Source organism: Salinibacterium sp. NG253, assembly GCF_015864945.1.
In the GTDB taxonomy this organism is placed as follows: Bacteria; Actinomycetota; Actinomycetes; order Actinomycetales; family Microbacteriaceae; genus Rhodoglobus.
In genome coordinates, this window is record NZ_JADYWF010000001.1 from 1,858,724 (window position 1) to 1,874,098 (window position 15,375).

Sequence of the window (15,375 nt, forward strand, 5' to 3'; positions counted from 1 at the left end):
ACGGTATTTTCCCAGTGTGCCCAGAAGGCGCGGGAGAGAATGGAAGACATGACAGACGTCGACGAGTCCACTGAAGTTTTGGGTTACACACTCTGGGCGGTTCTCCGTCGTGATCCGCACCGTCCGGCACTCGCCGGCAACCTCGACAAGGCCGTGGCCGCTGTCGAGGCCCGGGGGGTCACCATCCGTGGTTTCTACGATGTCTCCGGCATGCGCGCCGACGCTGACATCATGATTTGGTTGCACGGCAACAACCCTGAAGACATCCAGTGGGCGTTGCGCGAACTGCGTCGCAGCAACCCGCTCGCCTCACTTCTGCCCACCTGGAACGCGATGGGCGTGCACCGCGACGCGGAGTTCTCCAAGAGCCACATGCCAGCGTTCATGCGCGGCAAGGAGCCCGAAGCGTGGCTCACCATTTATCCCTTCGTGCGCAGCTACGAGTGGTATCTGCTGCCCGACGCCGAGCGCAGCAAGATGTTGCGCGACCACGGCATGAAGGGCTCCGAAATGCCCCAGGTTCTCGCCAACACCGTCGCGAGCTTTGCGCTCGGAGACTACGAGTGGATGCTCGCGCTCGAAGCCCCCGAACTCGTTGACCTCGTAGACCTCATGCGTCACTTGCGCCAAACGGATGCCCGCCTGCACGTACGCGAAGAGGTTCCCTTCTACACGGGCCGTCGCATCACTCTCGACGAGATCTCTGAGGTGCTGGCATGACCCACGTTCTCGGTGCTACGGATGCCGCGGCATCCGGTCCCGAACACGTCGAGGAGCCCGTGGCCTACGACGCCATTCTCCTCGCGAGTTTTGGTGGGCCTGAGGGCCAAGACGATGTCATTCCGTTCCTGCGGAATGTCACGCGCGGACGAGGCATCCCCGAAGAGCGCCTCGAAGAGGTCGCGCATCATTACCGCGCGTTCGGTGGCATCAGCCCGATCAACGACCAGAACCGTGAGCTCAAGGCAGCGCTCGAAGCCGAGCTTGCTCGCCGCGGCATTGACCTGCCCGTGCTGTGGGGAAACCGCAACTGGAACCCCTATTTGAGCGATGCGCTCACCGAGGCCAACGAGCGAGGCTTTAGAAAGCTCATCGCCGTGGGCACGAGCGCGTACAGCTCCTACTCGAGCTGCCGCCAGTACCGCGAAGACTACGCAATTGCGCTCGAGCAGACCGGTCTCGAAGGCACGATCCAGATCGACAAGGTTCGCCAGTTTTTCGACCACCCCGGTTTTGTTCAGCCGTTCATCGATGGCGTTCGTGACGGTCTTGCTCAGATCGCCGCCAAGGGCATTGCGCCCGAGAAGACGCACGTGCTCTTCACGACCCACTCGATCCCGTCGACGGATGCCGCCAAGAGCGGCCCGGAGTCGCGCGGTTTCGGAGAGGGCGGCGCGTACGCGGCGCAGCACCTCGCGGTCTCCGAAGTTGTGATGGCGGCGCAGGCGGAAGACTTTTCCGCCACCACGCTGCCGGCGCACAGTCTCGTGTACCAGTCGCGCAGTGGCCCGCCCTCGATGCCGTGGCTCGAGCCCGACATCAACGATGCGATCGATGCGCTTGCCGCCGCTGGCATCGAAGCGGTTGTCATCGTTCCGGTCGGATTCATCTCCGACCACATGGAAGTGAAATGGGATCTCGACACCGAGGCGCTGGAAACTGCGGGAGGCCACAACATGGTTGCCGTTCGCGTTCCTACGCCCGGCGTACATCCGGCGTTCGTCACGGGTCTTGTTGACCTCGTGTTGGAGCGCCGCGACGGAGTGCCGGTGGCAGACCGCCCCGCACTAACAACAATCGGCCCCTGGTACGACGTCTGTCGTCCCGGATGCTGTGAAAACGTGCGGCTCGGCTTCAAGCCGGCAGCCGCGGGGGTAGCACCGTGACCGTAATTCGTATTGGCACCAGAGGCAGCACGCTCGCCATGGCGCAGACCACCACGGTGGCACGCCAGCTCGAAAGCAAGACCGGCGTCGAAACGGAAATCATTCCGATCTCCACTCAGGGTGACCGTTCAACAGAATCGCTCTCCACGATCGGCGGGCAGGGTGTGTTCGCGAACGCTCTGCGCGAAGCGCTGCTCGCGGGGGAGTGCGACGTTGTCGTGCACTCGCTCAAAGATCTTCCGACTGCTCCCGTGCCCGGTCTCACGATCGCGGCCATCCCCAAGCGTGCCGACGAGCGCGATGTGGTGTGTGCTCGCGATGAACTCACGCTCGCGACGCTTCCCGCCGGCTCCCGTGTTGGCACCGGTTCGCCGCGTCGCCAGGCTCAGCTGCGTTCGCTCTACCCCGACCTTGAGGTCGTAGACATTCGCGGCAACATCGATTCGCGCCTCGACAAAGTCACCAACGGTGAACTGGATGCCGTCATCCTCGCCGCTGCGGGCCTCGCCCGTGCCGGTCGCGCCGCCGCCATCACTGAGTACCTCGGTATTTCGGGTTGGCCTACGGCTCCCGGTCAAGGCGCGCTCGCCATTGAGGTTCGCGACGGCGATGAGAAGCTCGTCAAGGTGCTCGACCACAAACCCAGCCGCACTAAGACGGATGCCGAACGCTACGTTCTCGCCTTCCTCGACGCCGGATGCTCGGCTCCCCTCGGAGCGCACGCCGTGATCGACGACGGCCTCTTGTTCTTGGATGCGCGGGTCTACGCCCTCGATGGCTCCCGCTACCTCACCAGCTCGCACGCGCTGTACGTCAACGATGTAGACGACCCGGCGCGCGAGGCAGCACAGCGGGTCGCCGACGATCTTTTGGCCCAGGGCGCTGGGGAGCTTACCGGGGCACGAGCGTGATCATCCGCCCCCGCCGTTTGCGGTCGAGCCCGGCTATGCGTCGCCTCGTCGCCGAGAACCGCACCCACCCCAACCAGCTGATCCTGCCGATGTTTGTGCGCGAAGGGCTCACGGAGCCTGCCGCGATCAGTTCGATGCCGGGCGTGCAGCAGCATTCGCTCGACTCGATGCGCCGCGCGATTGCCGAAGCCGCCGGACTGGGCGTCGGTGGCGTGATGCTCTTCGGTGTTCCTGAGCATAAGGATGCCGAAGGCTCGGGGGCGATTGACCCGAACGGAATCCTCAACGTCGCCACGCGCGCGGCTGTAGCCGAGGCCGGCGACGCCCTCGTGGTGCAGACCGATCTCTGCCTCGACGAATTCACCGACCACGGTCACTGCGGTGTGCTGCGCGAGCGCACCAACCTCGCGACCGGCGCGACCGAGTTCATCGTCGACAACGACGCCTCGCTCGAGCGCTACCGCGAGATGGGCGTTGCTCAGGCCGAAGCTGGCTCGCAACTGCTTGGGCTCAGCGGCATGATGGACGGTCAAGTTGCCGCCGTGCGCGACGCGCTCGACACCGCTGGCCACACTGACACCCCCTTGCTCGGTTACGCCGCCAAGTACGCCTCGGCGTTCTACGGCCCGTTCCGCGAAGCAGTGCAGTCCTCGCTTCAGGGCGACCGCCGCGCGTACCAACAGAATCCGGCCAACCGCCGCGAGGGTATCCGCGAAGTCGAACTCGACATCGATGAGGGCGCCGACGTGGTGATGGTCAAGCCCGCCATGAGTTTCCTCGACGTGCTCGCCGACGCCAGCGCCGTCAGCAGCGTGCCGGTCTGGGCGTACCAAGTCTCCGGCGAGTACGCGATGATCGAAGCCGCCGCAGCGAACGGCTGGATCGACCGCCGCCGCGCTATCGAAGAATCAGTACTCAGCATCCAGAGGGCCGGCGCCGAAGCGGTGCTCACCTACTACGCAACAGAACTTGCAGAATGGCTACGCCGATGAGCGACACCACGTCCAACACCCCGTCCGCCCCCGCCACCAACCAACAGTCGTTCGACCGCGCCCGCGGCGTCCTGCCGGGCGGCGTCAACTCGCCCGTACGTGCCTTCGGTTCCGTCGGCGGAACACCCCGCTTCTACGTGAAGGCCTCCGGCTCGTACGTGACGGATGTTGAGGGCCGGTCGTACATCGACCTGGTCAACTCCTGGGGCCCCGCCATTCTCGGCCACGCTCATCCCGAAGTGATCGATGCCGTTCAGCAGGCAGCGTCGCGCGGCCTCGGCTTTGGAGCATCCACTCCGGCTGAGACCGAGCTCGCCGAACTCGTGCGCTCGCGCATAAGCGTCGGGGGAGTGAGCCCCATCGAGCGCTTGCGTCTCGTCTCGACCGGCACCGAAGCGACCATGACGGCCATCCGTTTGGCTCGCGGCGCTACTGGTCGTCGCCTGCTCGTGAAATTCGCCGGTCACTACCACGGTCACTCCGACGGGCTTCTGGCTGAAGCCGGTTCTGGTCTCGCCACGCTCTCGATGCCCGGCTCTGCCGGTGTCACCGCCGAGACCGCAGCCCAGACTCTCGTGATCGAGTACAACAACGTTGCCGCCCTCGAGCAGGTCTTCGCCGAGCACGGCCACGACATCGCCGGAATCATCTTCGAGGCCGCCGCTGCCAACATGGGTGTTCTGGCCCCGCAGCCCGGCTTCAACGAAACCATCGTGCGCATCGCCCACGAGCACGGTGCCCTTGCTATCAGCGACGAAGTTCTCACGGGCTTCCGTGTTGACCCCGCCGGCTACTGGGGCTTGGATGCTCGTGCCGCAGCGGCCGCGAACCCCGACGCCCCTGAGGCGCGCTGGGTTCCCGACCTCTTCACCTTTGGCAAAGTCATTGGCGGAGGGATGCCGTTGGCCGCTCTGGGCGGCTCGGCTCGCATCATGGAGTTGCTAGCTCCACTCGGTCCGGTCTACCAAGCAGGCACCCTGAGTGGAAACCCGGTCGCCGTCGCTGCGGGCCTCGCTACGCTTCGGCTCGCCGACGACGCCGTGTATTCGCGGCTCAACCAGGTTGCCGAAACGCTCTCCACCGAAACGTCTGCCGCACTCTCCGCCGAGGGCGTTGAGCACGTTGTGCAGCACGCAGGCAACCTTTTCTCGTTCGTTTTCTCCGGCACCGAACCCCTGAACTTCGCTGACGTGAAGGCTCAGCAGGGTTACCGCTACGCACCCTTCTTCCACTCGATGCTGGAGTCTGGAGTGTCACTGCCGCCGAGTGTGTTCGAGGCGTGGTTCGTCTCGGCAGCCCACGACGATGGCGTGGTGGCGAAGATCGTTGAGGCACTTCCCGCAGCCGCGAAGGCTGCTGCCGCGGCATCCGCCCCGCAATAGTCGACATTGCTCCTGACGGCTGCGACGTGAGCTTCGAAAGCGATGATGACTCGTCTGTAAACTCTGTGTGAGTTCTGGACGCAGCCCTATGCCAATCTGAGAATATGCTCCAGACTAGTTACCTGCGATAACAGAAAAAGCTGACCACCGTCTGCAGTTATCGCGAGTATGTTGGAAGAACCAACCGGCAACGAAATGGAGTTCACCATGAAGGGCAAAATCCTCCTAGTAGTAGGACTCGGCATCGGCTACGTGCTCGGAACCCGCGCTGGCCGCGAGAAGTACGAAAAGATCAAGGCGACAGCGGGCAAGCTGTGGAACGATCCTCGAATCACGCAGCAGCGACACAATGCTGAAGATTTTGTAAAAGACAAGGCTCCGGATGTTGCGGAATTCCTTGCAGACGGCGCCAAGAAGGTCGTCAAGCAGGTCGCGTCAAGCAAGAGCGACAAGACGGCGTCAGAAAAAGTGACGACCACCAGCAGCGCACCTAAAAAGAAGCCTGCCGCCAAGAAGTCTTCGTCATCGGCATCCACGACGAAGTCCACCAACTCGAAGTAGGGCTGCCATGTACGGTGAATCACCGAATACAGACTCGCAGCGCGACCCCAAGCGGTCACTCGCTGCACTAATCGCCGACGTCCCTCGCCTTCTCGGCGACCTCGTCCGCGGAGAGATCGAATCGCTCAAGAGCGAGATGGTCGACAAGCTCAAGCACGCGGGCGTTGGCATCGGGCTGTTTGTGGGCGCCGCGTTTATCGCGCTGTTCGCACTGATGGTTCTCATCGCCGCTGCCGTGCTTGGCTTTGCTGAAGTAGTGCCAGCTTGGGCCGCCGCGCTGATCGTGGCCGGCATCCTGCTGCTCATTGTGGCAATCCTTGTGTTGGCGGGCGTTGCGCTCGTCAAAAAGGGAACCCCACCGGCACCCACCGAAACGATTGAAAGTATTAAGAGCGACGTTCGTGCCATCAAAGGCACCCGAAAGCGGAGGTCATAATGTCTGAAGAGACCAACAACACGATCGAGCAGGCTCGCGCCGAACTCGAAAAAACGCTCGACGCCATCGAAGATAAGTTCAACATTGGCAAGCGTGTAGATGAAGTTGCAACCAACGTGCGCAGCTCCTATGAGAGCAACCCGTTGCCGTGGATTATTGGTGCAGCAGCGGCCGCAGTCTCGGTAGTGGCTGTCGTTGCATGGGCAATTCTCAGCGACGACGACTAGCTCGATTAGCGTCTGACTCCCCAACAGGGGGAGTATAGAGAGCATGGCAAGAAAAGCACTCGATGGTTTGCGCGTGCTCGTCCCGCGCGGAGGCAATTGGGGCGATAGCGTCGCAGCACTTTTGAGGGGTCACGCGGGCATTCCCGTGATTGCGCCCCTCATCAATTTCGCGCCCTCAGAGAATGTCGCCGCGCTCGCCAACGCCTTTCATGAACTCAATGATGGGCAGTTCGACTGGATCGCTGTGACCAGCGCGACCACCATTGATGTATTGATCGCAAGTGGCGTCAAGATCCCCGAAAACACCAAAATCGCTGCCGTCGGCGAAACCACCGCCAGCGCGCTGGCGCTCGCTGGACACCGGGTCGATTTCGTTCCCGAGTTTGATAACTCCGGTCGTGGGCTCGTTAAAGAGTGGCCCGACACGACTCCAGGCCTCCGGGTTTTGGCACCGCAATCGAACCTTGCTGATACGACTCTTGTTGATGGGCTCGGTGCGCTCGGTCACGAGGTATTGAGCGTTTCGGCGTACAGCACCGTCGGGGTGCCTGTGGCGGACAAGGTGCGGGAGGATGTTGCATCCGGTCGTATCTCAGCCGTGCTGATCAGTTCTGGCTCAGTCGCGCGACAAGTGGCCGAGCAGCTCGCGCCGCTGCCCGACGACACCATCGTGGCGTGCATTGGTCCGCGCACAGCATTCGACGCGCGTGCCGCTGGTCTCACCGTGCACGTGATCGCCGAAGACCGCTCGAGCGAATCTCTCGTCGAGACGCTCGTGGAGTACCTGCGCCGCTAGCGGGTGGTGAGGCCCGCCAGCGGGCGAAGGTGGACGATATCGTGGGTGGCGGTTGCCGCCCGATCGTGCCGTCTTAGCCGATGTTGAGGGCCAATACCAATAAGATGATTCCGAGCAGCGGCGGGGTTCCCTGAACGATCGCGGGACGCATCATTGTCTTGGGCTGCGACGTGACGAGCACGATCGCAGCGAGCACCATGCTGAGCGCTCCAAACATGGCGAGCGCAATGCCAGCTGGCCACATGTTGGTGGTGCCCATGAGCACGAGACCCGTTCCGGCGCCGAGAGCCAGGAAGACGTTGTAGAAGCCCTGGTTGTAGGCCCACGGCTTCACGACATCCACTTCGTGAGGCTTCACGCCGAAGATCTGCTGCACGCGAGGCGTGTGAAAGAGCACGCTCTCCATGAAGAAAATCATGAGGTGCACGAGGGCGGCGAGAAAGATAAAAGCTGATCCGAGGATGGCTAAAGCAGTGTTCATGCTCAAAAGTGTGGCACAGCCGGGTTGCTAGCCGTGCACGTCGATGACCGTTCGACCACGGATCCGCCCTGCAATGATGTCTTCTCCGGCCGCGATAGCGTTGCTGAGTCCGATCGTGGACGTCGTGCTCTCGAGCAGGCTGAGGTCGAGATCGCGCTCGAGGCGTTCCCACGCTTCAAGTCGGTGTGCTCGCGGAGTGAAGACCGAATTGATGCCGACGAGGCTCACGCCGCGCAAAATGAAGGGCATCACGCTCGTGTGCAGGTCGCTCGATTGGGCGTTGCCGCACGCGGTGACCGTTCCACCGTATTGGGTGGCGGCGATCGCCGAGGCCAGAGTCGTGCCGCCAACGGCGTCGATGGCGCCAGCCCAGCGCTGCTTCATGAGGGCTTTGGGTTCGGCGCTGAGCTCAGCGCGGTCAATGATGGTGGTGGCGCCTAGCGCGCGCAGGTAGTCGTGTTCGCTTTCGCGACCAGTGGATGCTGTCACGCTGTAGCCGAGCTTGTTGAGCAGGGCGATGGCCACAGACCCCACTCCGCCGGCAGCACCGGTGACGAGAACTTCGCCGGAGACTCCGCCGCGCTCGATCGCGAGGACCGAGAGCATCGCGGTGAAGCCTGCCGTGCCGATGGCGGCGGCCTGATGATTGCTGATGCCGGCGGGCACCGGAACAACCCAATCGCCCGGAACACGTGCCCGTTCCGCGTAACCACCATGATGGGTTTCACTGAGACCGCAGCCGTTCACCAACACACGCTGACCAGCACTAAAGCGGTCATCCGTCGACTCGGCGACGACGCCGACGAGGTCGATACCGGCGATCAGGCGCGGCGCGCGAACGATGCCAGGCCTACCCGTGAGGGCGATGCCATCTTTGTAGTTGAGGCTGGAGAACTCGACATCGATCGTGACGTCTCCGGGCATCAGGATGCTGTCATCCAGTTGCTCAGAGAGCTCGACGTGCGCCAGAGCTTTCGGGTCGGACTCGTTCTTGACTACTTCGATTCCACGCCACATACCGTCAGCCTAGAACCGCAGGCTGGGTTCTGAGTCAGAAATCAGGTTTAGCCGAAGAGAATCGCAGCTTCGTCGTAGCGGGACTGTGGCACCGTGTTGAGCTTGCCGAGGGCATCCTCGAACGCAACGTTGGTGATCTCGGTTCCTCGCAGTGACACCATGCGACCCCAGCGACCGTGGATGACCGCATCGACGGCGGCGAGGCCGTAGCGAGTGGCGAGCACGCGGTCGTAAGCGCTGGGCGTTCCACCGCGCTGGATGTGCCCCAGAGTGGTTGAGCGAGTTTCGAGGCCAGTGAGGGCTTCGATCTCGGGCGCAAGCTGGTCGCCGATGCCGCCGAGGCGGGGGCGACCGAAGGCGTCGAGTCCGCGCTCGGAGTGGGCGTCGTCCATGGTGTCGAGGGTGAAGCCTTCGGCAACAACAACGAGAGGGGCGCGGCCGCGGTCGCGAGCCGAAGTGACCCACTCCACGATCTGCGCCATCGAGGTCTTCTGTTCGGGGATAAGAATCGCGTGCGCGCCGGCAGCCATGCCCGAGTGGAGGGCGATCCAGCCAACGTGGCGGCCCATGACCTCGGCGACCATGCAGCGGCCGTGCGAGTCGCCGGTGGTGCGCAGGCGGTCCATGGCGTCGGTCGCGATCTGCGTGGCAGTGTCGAAGCCGAACGTGTAGTCGGTGGCGGAGAGGTCGTTGTCTACCGTCTTGGGGACTCCGACGATCTTGATGCCGGCATCCGTCAACCGCTTGGCAGCAGCAAGCGTGCCTTCGCCGCCGATGGCGATGAGGGAGTCGACCCCGAGGCGTTCCATGTTTTCGCGCACAGTGTCTGCGCCGTCGGTGCCTTCGAAGGGATTCGTGCGCGAGGTGCCCAGAATGGTGCCACCCTGCTTGGAGATGCCCTGAATGTCTTTGCGAGTGAGGGGCATGGCGTCGCCTTCAACGACTCCACGCCAACCGTCGCGGAAGCCGACGAACTCTTTGTCGTAGACCTGCGTGCCCTTGAGCACGATGCCGCGAATAACTGCGTTCAACCCGGGGCAGTCGCCACCGCTGGTCAGGATTCCGATCTTCATGAACCCATCATGGCGCATTTTTGTGCGCTAGCGAGCCACGATCTGGTTCGCAGCGCCGCATAACTTTAGTGGCTGATTGTTGCTTCGCCGATCGGATGCGCGGCACACGCCACGGAGTCTGCGTGCTCATCGCACACCACGAACTGCTCGCGGCAGGCCTTGTTGTGGCAATTCTCGACCCGTTTGGTTGCCGCACCGCATTGGTAACAGCGGCCGATCGCTTCGGTGTCTGCCGTGAAGTCGATGGCCATGCGCTTGTCGAAGACATAGAGCGAACCGTTCCACAAACCAGAGTCGCCGTACTTTTCGCCGTAGCGAACGATGCCGCCCTCGAGCTGGTAGACCTCGCCGAATCCGCGACTGCGCATAAGAGAGGAGAGCACTTCGCAGCGGATGCCGCCCGTGCAGTACGTGACGACCGGCTTGTTTTTGAGGTGGTCGTACTTGCCGCTGTCGAGTTCGGCGACGAAGTCACGAGTGGTGGCGACATCCGGAACGATCGCATCGGTGAATTTGCCGATCGCAGCCTCGATGGGATTGCGGCCGTCGAAGAAGGTGACCTCTTTGCGCGCAACGAGCTCGTGGAGCTCTTCGGGGCTGAGCTTCGTGCCGCCGCCAACGACGCCGTTCTCGTCGACCTGCAGTTCACCGGGAGCGCCGAAGCTCACGATCTCGTCGCGCACCTTCACGCTGAGCTTCGGGAAGTCATCGCCCTGGCCCTCGCTCCACTTGAAGTCGATGTTCTTGAACGCCGGATACTCCCGCGTCTTGCGTACGTAACGCTTAATGTCTTTGAGCTCGCCGCCGACGGTGCCATTCATGCCGTCTTTAGAGAGGATGATGCGACCGCCGAGCCCGAGGAACTCGCAGAGGTCGCGCTGCCACAGCCGCACAGCCTCCGGATCGGCCAGCGGCGTGAACACGTAGAAGAGAAGGATCTTAGGAACAGCCACAGGGCAAGTTTACGGCTGTTCGCTGGGGGCAGACTCTTCGGCTGCGGCTGCGGCTGCGGTGGCGGCGGCGACCTCGGACCGGAGGAAGAGCATCCACTCGGTGTAGATCTCGTCGGGGCGCAGGAAGACGCGGCCGATGGTGTGGGCGAGAGTGCGGCCCGAGTCGGGGAGCAACCGGTGCCAGAGCATGCCGCGCACAAGTGTCGAGGCCAGCAAGAAGCTGAGGGCATAGGCGACGAGGGTGTTCAACGCCTGCTGCAGCGGGTCGCCTTCAGGCTGCAGAAAGAGCACGCCCATCGCGCCGGCGAAGCTAAGCAGAATCGTGCCGATGCGGGGGAGGCGTTGCGCGGCGGGCACATGCACCCTGGCATAGACGGCCCCGATGAGGAGGCCGCCGACGATCGCGCCCAGAAAGAGAAGCATGAGCGAAGTTTAGCCAGCGGCCGGGTGCTGGTCTGCGCGCTCTCCGAGCATCGCCGCGTACTCCTTGCGCAGGTCGCGGGGGTTGGTGAATTGGCGCGCAACAAGCTGCCAGTAGCTGAAGCCGGATTCGGGGAAAACTCGTAGCCAGATGCGTGGGGCGTAGGCGACTTGGGTAATGATGAGGCCGCCGAGGAAGGCGTAGCCCATCATCCCGTGGCCTCCTGTTGTTGCGATGATGGCGATTACCGCGCCCATGCCCACCAGGAGAATGACGAGGTTGGGGAGGGGCTTATAGGTGGGAGTGCGTGCTTCGCACGACAGAACCCCCGTGATCATTCCGATCACCGCTGCAACAACCAACCACATCATGAGCCAAACTCTACGTCAGGGGTGGCGCGTAATCTAGGGCTCATTGGTTCTGGCTTCGTCGTTCGCTGGTCTGACAGCGCCGCGGCCGTCGTAGTCCCAAGTCGCCCGCAGTTCTTCGCGGTCGGCAAGCATCGCCGCGTACTGCTGCCGTATATAAAAGGAGCCGGTGAAGTCTCGCCACGCGAACTCCCGGTACGTGAGGCCCGCCTCGGGAAAGTAATCCATCCACAGCTTGGCCGAATACAAAGTGGATGCGCTCGCCATAGTGATCACAAAAGCCGCAACACCAGCGAAGTTGAGCCACGCCGGAGCGATAACGTCGTTGGGCGGAATGTTCGGCCACACAATCAGCCCCATTATGAGTACTGCTCCGCCGACGAAAGGCAACACTCGTAGCCGCGGCACCGTCGCGAGTGCCTGATAAATGCCAAGGCTTGCGCCACTGAGAGTCATAATCGCGAGCCAGATCATGAGTGAAACTCTACGTCAGGGGTGCCGCGTAATCTAGGGCTCATGACCGAAGCGCTCGCCGTCGACGAGCCCGTGCGCATGCGTTTTGCGCCCGGGCGGCCCGTCGATGTGCGCGCGACGTTAGCGCCGCTGAAGCGTGGCGCTGGTGACCCCACCATGCGAGTGGATGCCGCGGGCACCTGGCGCACGATGCTCACGCCGCACGGCCCCGCGACTCTGCGTCTCGTGCAGCACCAATCGCATGTGGATTGCACCGCGTGGGGCGCCGGAGCCGACTGGGCAATCGCCAGTGTTCCCGAGTTGCTGGGGGAGGGCGATGACTGGAGCGACTTCGATATATCGGCGCTTCCGTTCGCCGCTGAGGCTCAGCGTCAGAACCCTGGCTTGCGATTGCCGCGCACTCGACTCGTTTTCGAGGCGTTAGTGATGGCGATTCTCGAGCAGAAAGTCACGGGCATTGAAGCGAAACGGGGGTGGCGCATCCTCGTCACGAAGCACGGTTCGCCGGCGCCCGGGCCCGCCCCGGCCGGGATGCGCGTCGTGCCGACACCGCAGGGCTGGGCACGAATTCCGTCGTGGGAGTGGCACCGCGCGGGAGTCGGGCCACAGCGTTCGGCGACCGTGATGCGCGCGACGCAAGTAGCGGCATCCCTCGAGCGCACCGCCGATTGGGGGCGTGGCGGCCCTCGCATCGAAGCCGCCCTGCGATCAGTCGTGGGCGTTGGCGTGTGGACGGCCGCCGAAACTATGCAGCGCTCGCACGCCGATCCCGATAGCCCGAGTGTTGGCGATTACCACCTGGCCGCCGTTGTGGGTTGGGCCCTGATTGGCGCACCCGTCGACGATGAGCGGATGCTCGAACTGCTCGAGCCCTGGCGCGGCCACCGTCAACGTGTCGTGCGGCTCATCACGGCCTCCGGGTTTCGCAAGCCAGCCTTTGGGCCACGGATGACGATTCAGGATCATCGCTCGCATTAGCGCGGCTACGGAGTAATAGGGCTCCGGGCGCGGCTCAGCGCGAATGAAGCAGAGGAAGCGCGGTGGTATTCTTCTGCGAGGCAGTCGAGCGCCCACCGGGCATCAACTGCGTCAGTTCATTCGGCCGGGAGCCGGGATTCGGGGAGCGCATGGCCAACGAGCGCGCGTCGGTAGCCGTCAACGGCGCAGCCACTGCCACGAAGAGTCGCATCGACGCTCTCGACTGGGCGCGGGGTTGGATGCTCGTCGCCAGCTTGGGTGTCAACAGCGCCATCATTTCCATCCCGCTGCTTGATCACGCTCGCTGGGCGAGCGTAATGCCAATCGATTTCATTTTTCCGCTGTTCGTCACCCTTGCCGGTTGCGGAATGGCGTTCGCCTTTCATCGTCGGGTAGAGCCGTGGGGGGTGCTGCGCCGAGCGCTCGTGCTTGTCGTGCTTGGCCTCGCTTTCAACGCCGTTGTCGACCTAACAGCGTCACTGTCAGAACTGCGGTTCACGGGAGTGTTGCAGCTTTACGCTGTCGTGATCGTCGTGATGGCCTTGTTGCACCTCGTCACGCGCAGCTGGCGAGGCTGGGCACTGCTGACAATCGTGCTCGCTATCTCACACACGGTGATGCTCTCGAGCTTCGCGCGCTCGTGTGTCGCGACTCTGCTCACGCCTGAGTGCAACCCGTCCGGCCCGCTCGACTCGCTCCTCTTTGGAGCAACCCACATCTATAGGAACGGTCTCGCCGGGCATGACCCGGAGGGGATCATCGCGATCATGGGTGCTCTCGTTTCTACAGCAGCCGGGGCGACACTGGGGCATCTGATTCTGCGCTTCCGCAAGGACGAGGCGGCAAGTTCAACGCGACTTCCCATCACGACCGTGCCGATTGCTCTCGCCATCGCCGCACTGTTAGGGCTCGCAGCGGCGCTGTGGCTTGGCCCCGACCTGCTGGCCGGTGGGCCGGTGCCGCCAATGAAGCGGTTGTGGACAGCACCCTTCGCCCTGAGCATCGCAGCCATCGCTGCTCTGCTTCTCTGGTTGGGCCAGGTCGCCTTGCCGTCCAGCAAGTTTCGAACCGAACGGCAGCGCCGCTTCTGGACGCCGTGGGTAGCGCTGGGGCGCAATAGCCTGTTGGCATACTTTGGCTCGCACCTGCTGATGCTGTTGCTCAACCGATCGCTCCCCAACGGGACATCGATTACCGGCGCCTTCGCCAGCCTGTTTCCGTCGGCAGTTCTCGCGCAAATCGTGTGGACTGCGTTGTGGCTAACGTCGTGGGTTCTGCTTTGTATAGTGCTTCACCGCCGCGGTTGGTACGTGAAGCCATGAGCCGTCGTCGCACACTCACCTGGCTCCTCGCTCTCACCCTGATCGTGGGGGTGACGGCAAGTCTCGGTGTGGTCGCGCAGGCACGCACCACGATCGAACCCAGCGCGGTCATCTATGTCGGCCCGCATCCGGATGATGAGTTTCAGTACTGGTCGCTATTTGAGAACCGAGCGGACGTCTACAGCGTGGTTGTGTTGCTGACGCGGGGAGAGCAGACTGGATTCTGCGCCCCAGAGGCGTTTGAAGCCGGGTGGCAACCCGACTTGGAGCCCGCTCCGGAGCCCATTCCTGAGGGCAAGTACAGCGAGGCTTGCGCCGAGGCGCGAGTGAATTCATTTGTGCACTATTTCAGCGACATGGCGCAAGAAGATGAAACCGTGCCTGGTCGTTTTGCGGAGCCCGTGACTTCCGCCCCCCTGCCAGACCCCAATGGTGTTGTCTGCCGCATCGACGAGACTGACGAGTGCATCGTGTCGACCACTGTTGACGTCTACCGCGACCTCGATGACCGTGGGGCGCTGCTGGTATTCGACTTAGGCGACGGAGACCTCAGCGAGGGCGAGGTCAGTTGGGCGCTGAGCGCCACAGTCAACACGTTCGTGCCCGAGTTGGTTGGTGACGATGTAGGAATCGCAGGAATTGTCGGGTCGTATTCCACGCCGGAAGGCGGATACACCGGATGCTACGCCTACCCGCATCCTGATCACCTCGAGATCGATAACGTGCTGTGGTCGACCGATTTCGGCGCCGGTTTTCAGGCTGCCGCAACATGCGCAGCGGACCCTCGTCGCCAGTTGTTCAGCCGAGTGTCACACGCCGCGACCGATGCCGCGTTCGCAACCGAGCCCGTCGAAAACTCGGGCGAGGTCTATCGGACCGGCGCGCACTCAGCGAATTTCGGTTGGCTGCACAGAACCTACTATCCCGTCGCAACGTTCGGCGAAGGTGAGCTTTTCCGTCAAGATCAACAGTTCTGGGTTCGCTACTGGTGATGCGCTCGTGCCGATCAGGCGCGAGAGTGTGAACGGCAGGTCGCCCGAGTCGAGTGGGGGCATTGTCGCTGCCGCGGTGGAGAGTTCGAAAGACGCCGAAATGCG

At 63.1% G+C, this 15,375-nt stretch carries 19 protein-coding genes; 12 read left to right on the top strand and 7 right to left on the bottom strand.

From position 1 onward, the window contains the following. The first annotated feature begins 39 nt into the window (after positions 1 to 39). From hemQ to I6E52_RS08975, 9 genes are all read left to right on the top strand, one after another. On the top strand, positions 40 to 720 hold the full coding sequence (gene hemQ, locus I6E52_RS08935; protein ID WP_197156445.1) for a hydrogen peroxide-dependent heme synthase: 681 nt from the start codon (positions 40 to 42) through the stop codon (positions 718 to 720). After that, positions 717 to 1,886, top strand: coding sequence for a ferrochelatase (locus I6E52_RS08940; protein WP_197156447.1), 1,170 nt, complete (start codon positions 717 to 719; stop codon positions 1,884 to 1,886). The genes hemQ and I6E52_RS08940 overlap by 4 nt, the downstream gene beginning before the upstream one ends. Beyond that, the gene (gene hemC, locus I6E52_RS08945; RefSeq protein WP_197156449.1) at positions 1,883 to 2,797 is read left to right on the top strand and encodes a hydroxymethylbilane synthase; all 915 of its coding nucleotides are present in this window, start codon (positions 1,883 to 1,885) and stop codon (positions 2,795 to 2,797) included. Before I6E52_RS08940 ends, hemC begins: the two co-directional genes overlap by 4 nt. A 35-nt stretch (positions 2,798 to 2,832) precedes the next feature. After that, positions 2,833 to 3,789, top strand: a complete 957-nt coding sequence (gene hemB / locus I6E52_RS08950) for a porphobilinogen synthase (RefSeq protein ID WP_231602047.1) — start codon at positions 2,833 to 2,835, stop codon at positions 3,787 to 3,789. Beyond that, entirely contained in the window at positions 3,786 to 5,171 is a 1,386-nt protein-coding gene (locus I6E52_RS08955; RefSeq protein WP_197156453.1) for a glutamate-1-semialdehyde 2,1-aminomutase, read from the top strand. The genes hemB and I6E52_RS08955 overlap by 4 nt, the downstream gene beginning before the upstream one ends. 207 nt (positions 5,172 to 5,378) lie before the next feature. Next, positions 5,379 to 5,732: a YtxH domain-containing protein gene (locus I6E52_RS08960; RefSeq protein WP_231601805.1), complete on the top strand. Its 354-nt coding sequence runs from the start codon at positions 5,379 to 5,381 to the stop codon at positions 5,730 to 5,732. Between the two features lie 7 nt (positions 5,733 to 5,739). Next, positions 5,740 to 6,168, top strand: coding sequence for a phage holin family protein (locus tag I6E52_RS08965; RefSeq protein WP_197156457.1), 429 nt, complete (start codon positions 5,740 to 5,742; stop codon positions 6,166 to 6,168). Further along, positions 6,168 to 6,395, top strand: a complete 228-nt coding sequence (locus I6E52_RS08970) for a DUF3618 domain-containing protein (protein WP_197156459.1) — start codon at positions 6,168 to 6,170, stop codon at positions 6,393 to 6,395. Before I6E52_RS08965 ends, I6E52_RS08970 begins: the two co-directional genes overlap by 1 nt. A 43-nt stretch (positions 6,396 to 6,438) precedes the next feature. Then, the gene (locus I6E52_RS08975) at positions 6,439 to 7,191 is read left to right on the top strand and encodes a uroporphyrinogen-III synthase (RefSeq protein WP_197156461.1); all 753 of its coding nucleotides are present in this window, start codon (positions 6,439 to 6,441) and stop codon (positions 7,189 to 7,191) included. Between the two features lie 73 nt (positions 7,192 to 7,264). Here I6E52_RS08975 and I6E52_RS08980 read toward each other — a convergent pair whose 3' ends face one another. From I6E52_RS08980 to I6E52_RS09010, 7 genes are all read right to left on the bottom strand, one after another. Beyond that, entirely contained in the window at positions 7,265 to 7,672 is a 408-nt protein-coding gene (locus I6E52_RS08980; RefSeq protein ID WP_197156463.1) for a DUF1304 domain-containing protein, read from the bottom strand. 27 nt (positions 7,673 to 7,699) lie between these two features. Continuing rightward, positions 7,700 to 8,689, bottom strand: a complete 990-nt coding sequence (locus tag I6E52_RS08985) for an MDR family oxidoreductase (protein WP_197156465.1) — start codon at positions 8,687 to 8,689, stop codon at positions 7,700 to 7,702. A 47-nt stretch (positions 8,690 to 8,736) separates the two neighbouring features. Continuing rightward, positions 8,737 to 9,762, bottom strand: coding sequence for a 6-phosphofructokinase (locus I6E52_RS08990; protein WP_197156466.1), 1,026 nt, complete (start codon positions 9,760 to 9,762; stop codon positions 8,737 to 8,739). 65 nt (positions 9,763 to 9,827) lie between these two features. Further along, positions 9,828 to 10,715 (bottom strand): rhodanese-related sulfurtransferase, encoded by an 888-nt coding sequence (locus tag I6E52_RS08995; protein WP_197156468.1) that lies wholly within the window; start codon positions 10,713 to 10,715, stop codon positions 9,828 to 9,830. Between the two features lie 9 nt (positions 10,716 to 10,724). Next, positions 10,725 to 11,138: a hypothetical protein gene (locus I6E52_RS09000; RefSeq protein ID WP_197156470.1), complete on the bottom strand. Its 414-nt coding sequence runs from the start codon at positions 11,136 to 11,138 to the stop codon at positions 10,725 to 10,727. Between the two features lie 9 nt (positions 11,139 to 11,147). Further along, positions 11,148 to 11,507, bottom strand: coding sequence for a hypothetical protein (locus I6E52_RS09005; RefSeq protein WP_197156472.1), 360 nt, complete (start codon positions 11,505 to 11,507; stop codon positions 11,148 to 11,150). Positions 11,508 to 11,540: 33 nt separating this feature from the next. Then, on the bottom strand, positions 11,541 to 11,978 hold the full coding sequence (locus I6E52_RS09010; RefSeq protein ID WP_197156474.1) for a hypothetical protein: 438 nt from the start codon (positions 11,976 to 11,978) through the stop codon (positions 11,541 to 11,543). 42 nt (positions 11,979 to 12,020) lie between these two features. Here I6E52_RS09010 and I6E52_RS09015 point away from each other — a divergent pair, with 42 nt between their 5' ends. The 3 genes from I6E52_RS09015 (at position 12,021) to I6E52_RS09025 (ending at position 15,270) form a co-directional block, all read left to right on the top strand. Continuing rightward, positions 12,021 to 12,956: a DNA-3-methyladenine glycosylase gene (locus I6E52_RS09015; protein ID WP_197156476.1), complete on the top strand. Its 936-nt coding sequence runs from the start codon at positions 12,021 to 12,023 to the stop codon at positions 12,954 to 12,956. 149 nt (positions 12,957 to 13,105) lie between these two features. Next, a complete protein-coding gene (locus I6E52_RS09020) occupies positions 13,106 to 14,278 on the top strand; it encodes a heparan-alpha-glucosaminide N-acetyltransferase domain-containing protein (protein WP_197156479.1) in 1,173 nt (390 codons plus the stop codon). Then, on the top strand, positions 14,275 to 15,270 hold the full coding sequence (locus I6E52_RS09025; protein ID WP_197156481.1) for a hypothetical protein: 996 nt from the start codon (positions 14,275 to 14,277) through the stop codon (positions 15,268 to 15,270). Before I6E52_RS09020 ends, I6E52_RS09025 begins: the two co-directional genes overlap by 4 nt. The last annotated feature ends 105 nt before the right edge of the window (positions 15,271 to 15,375 follow it).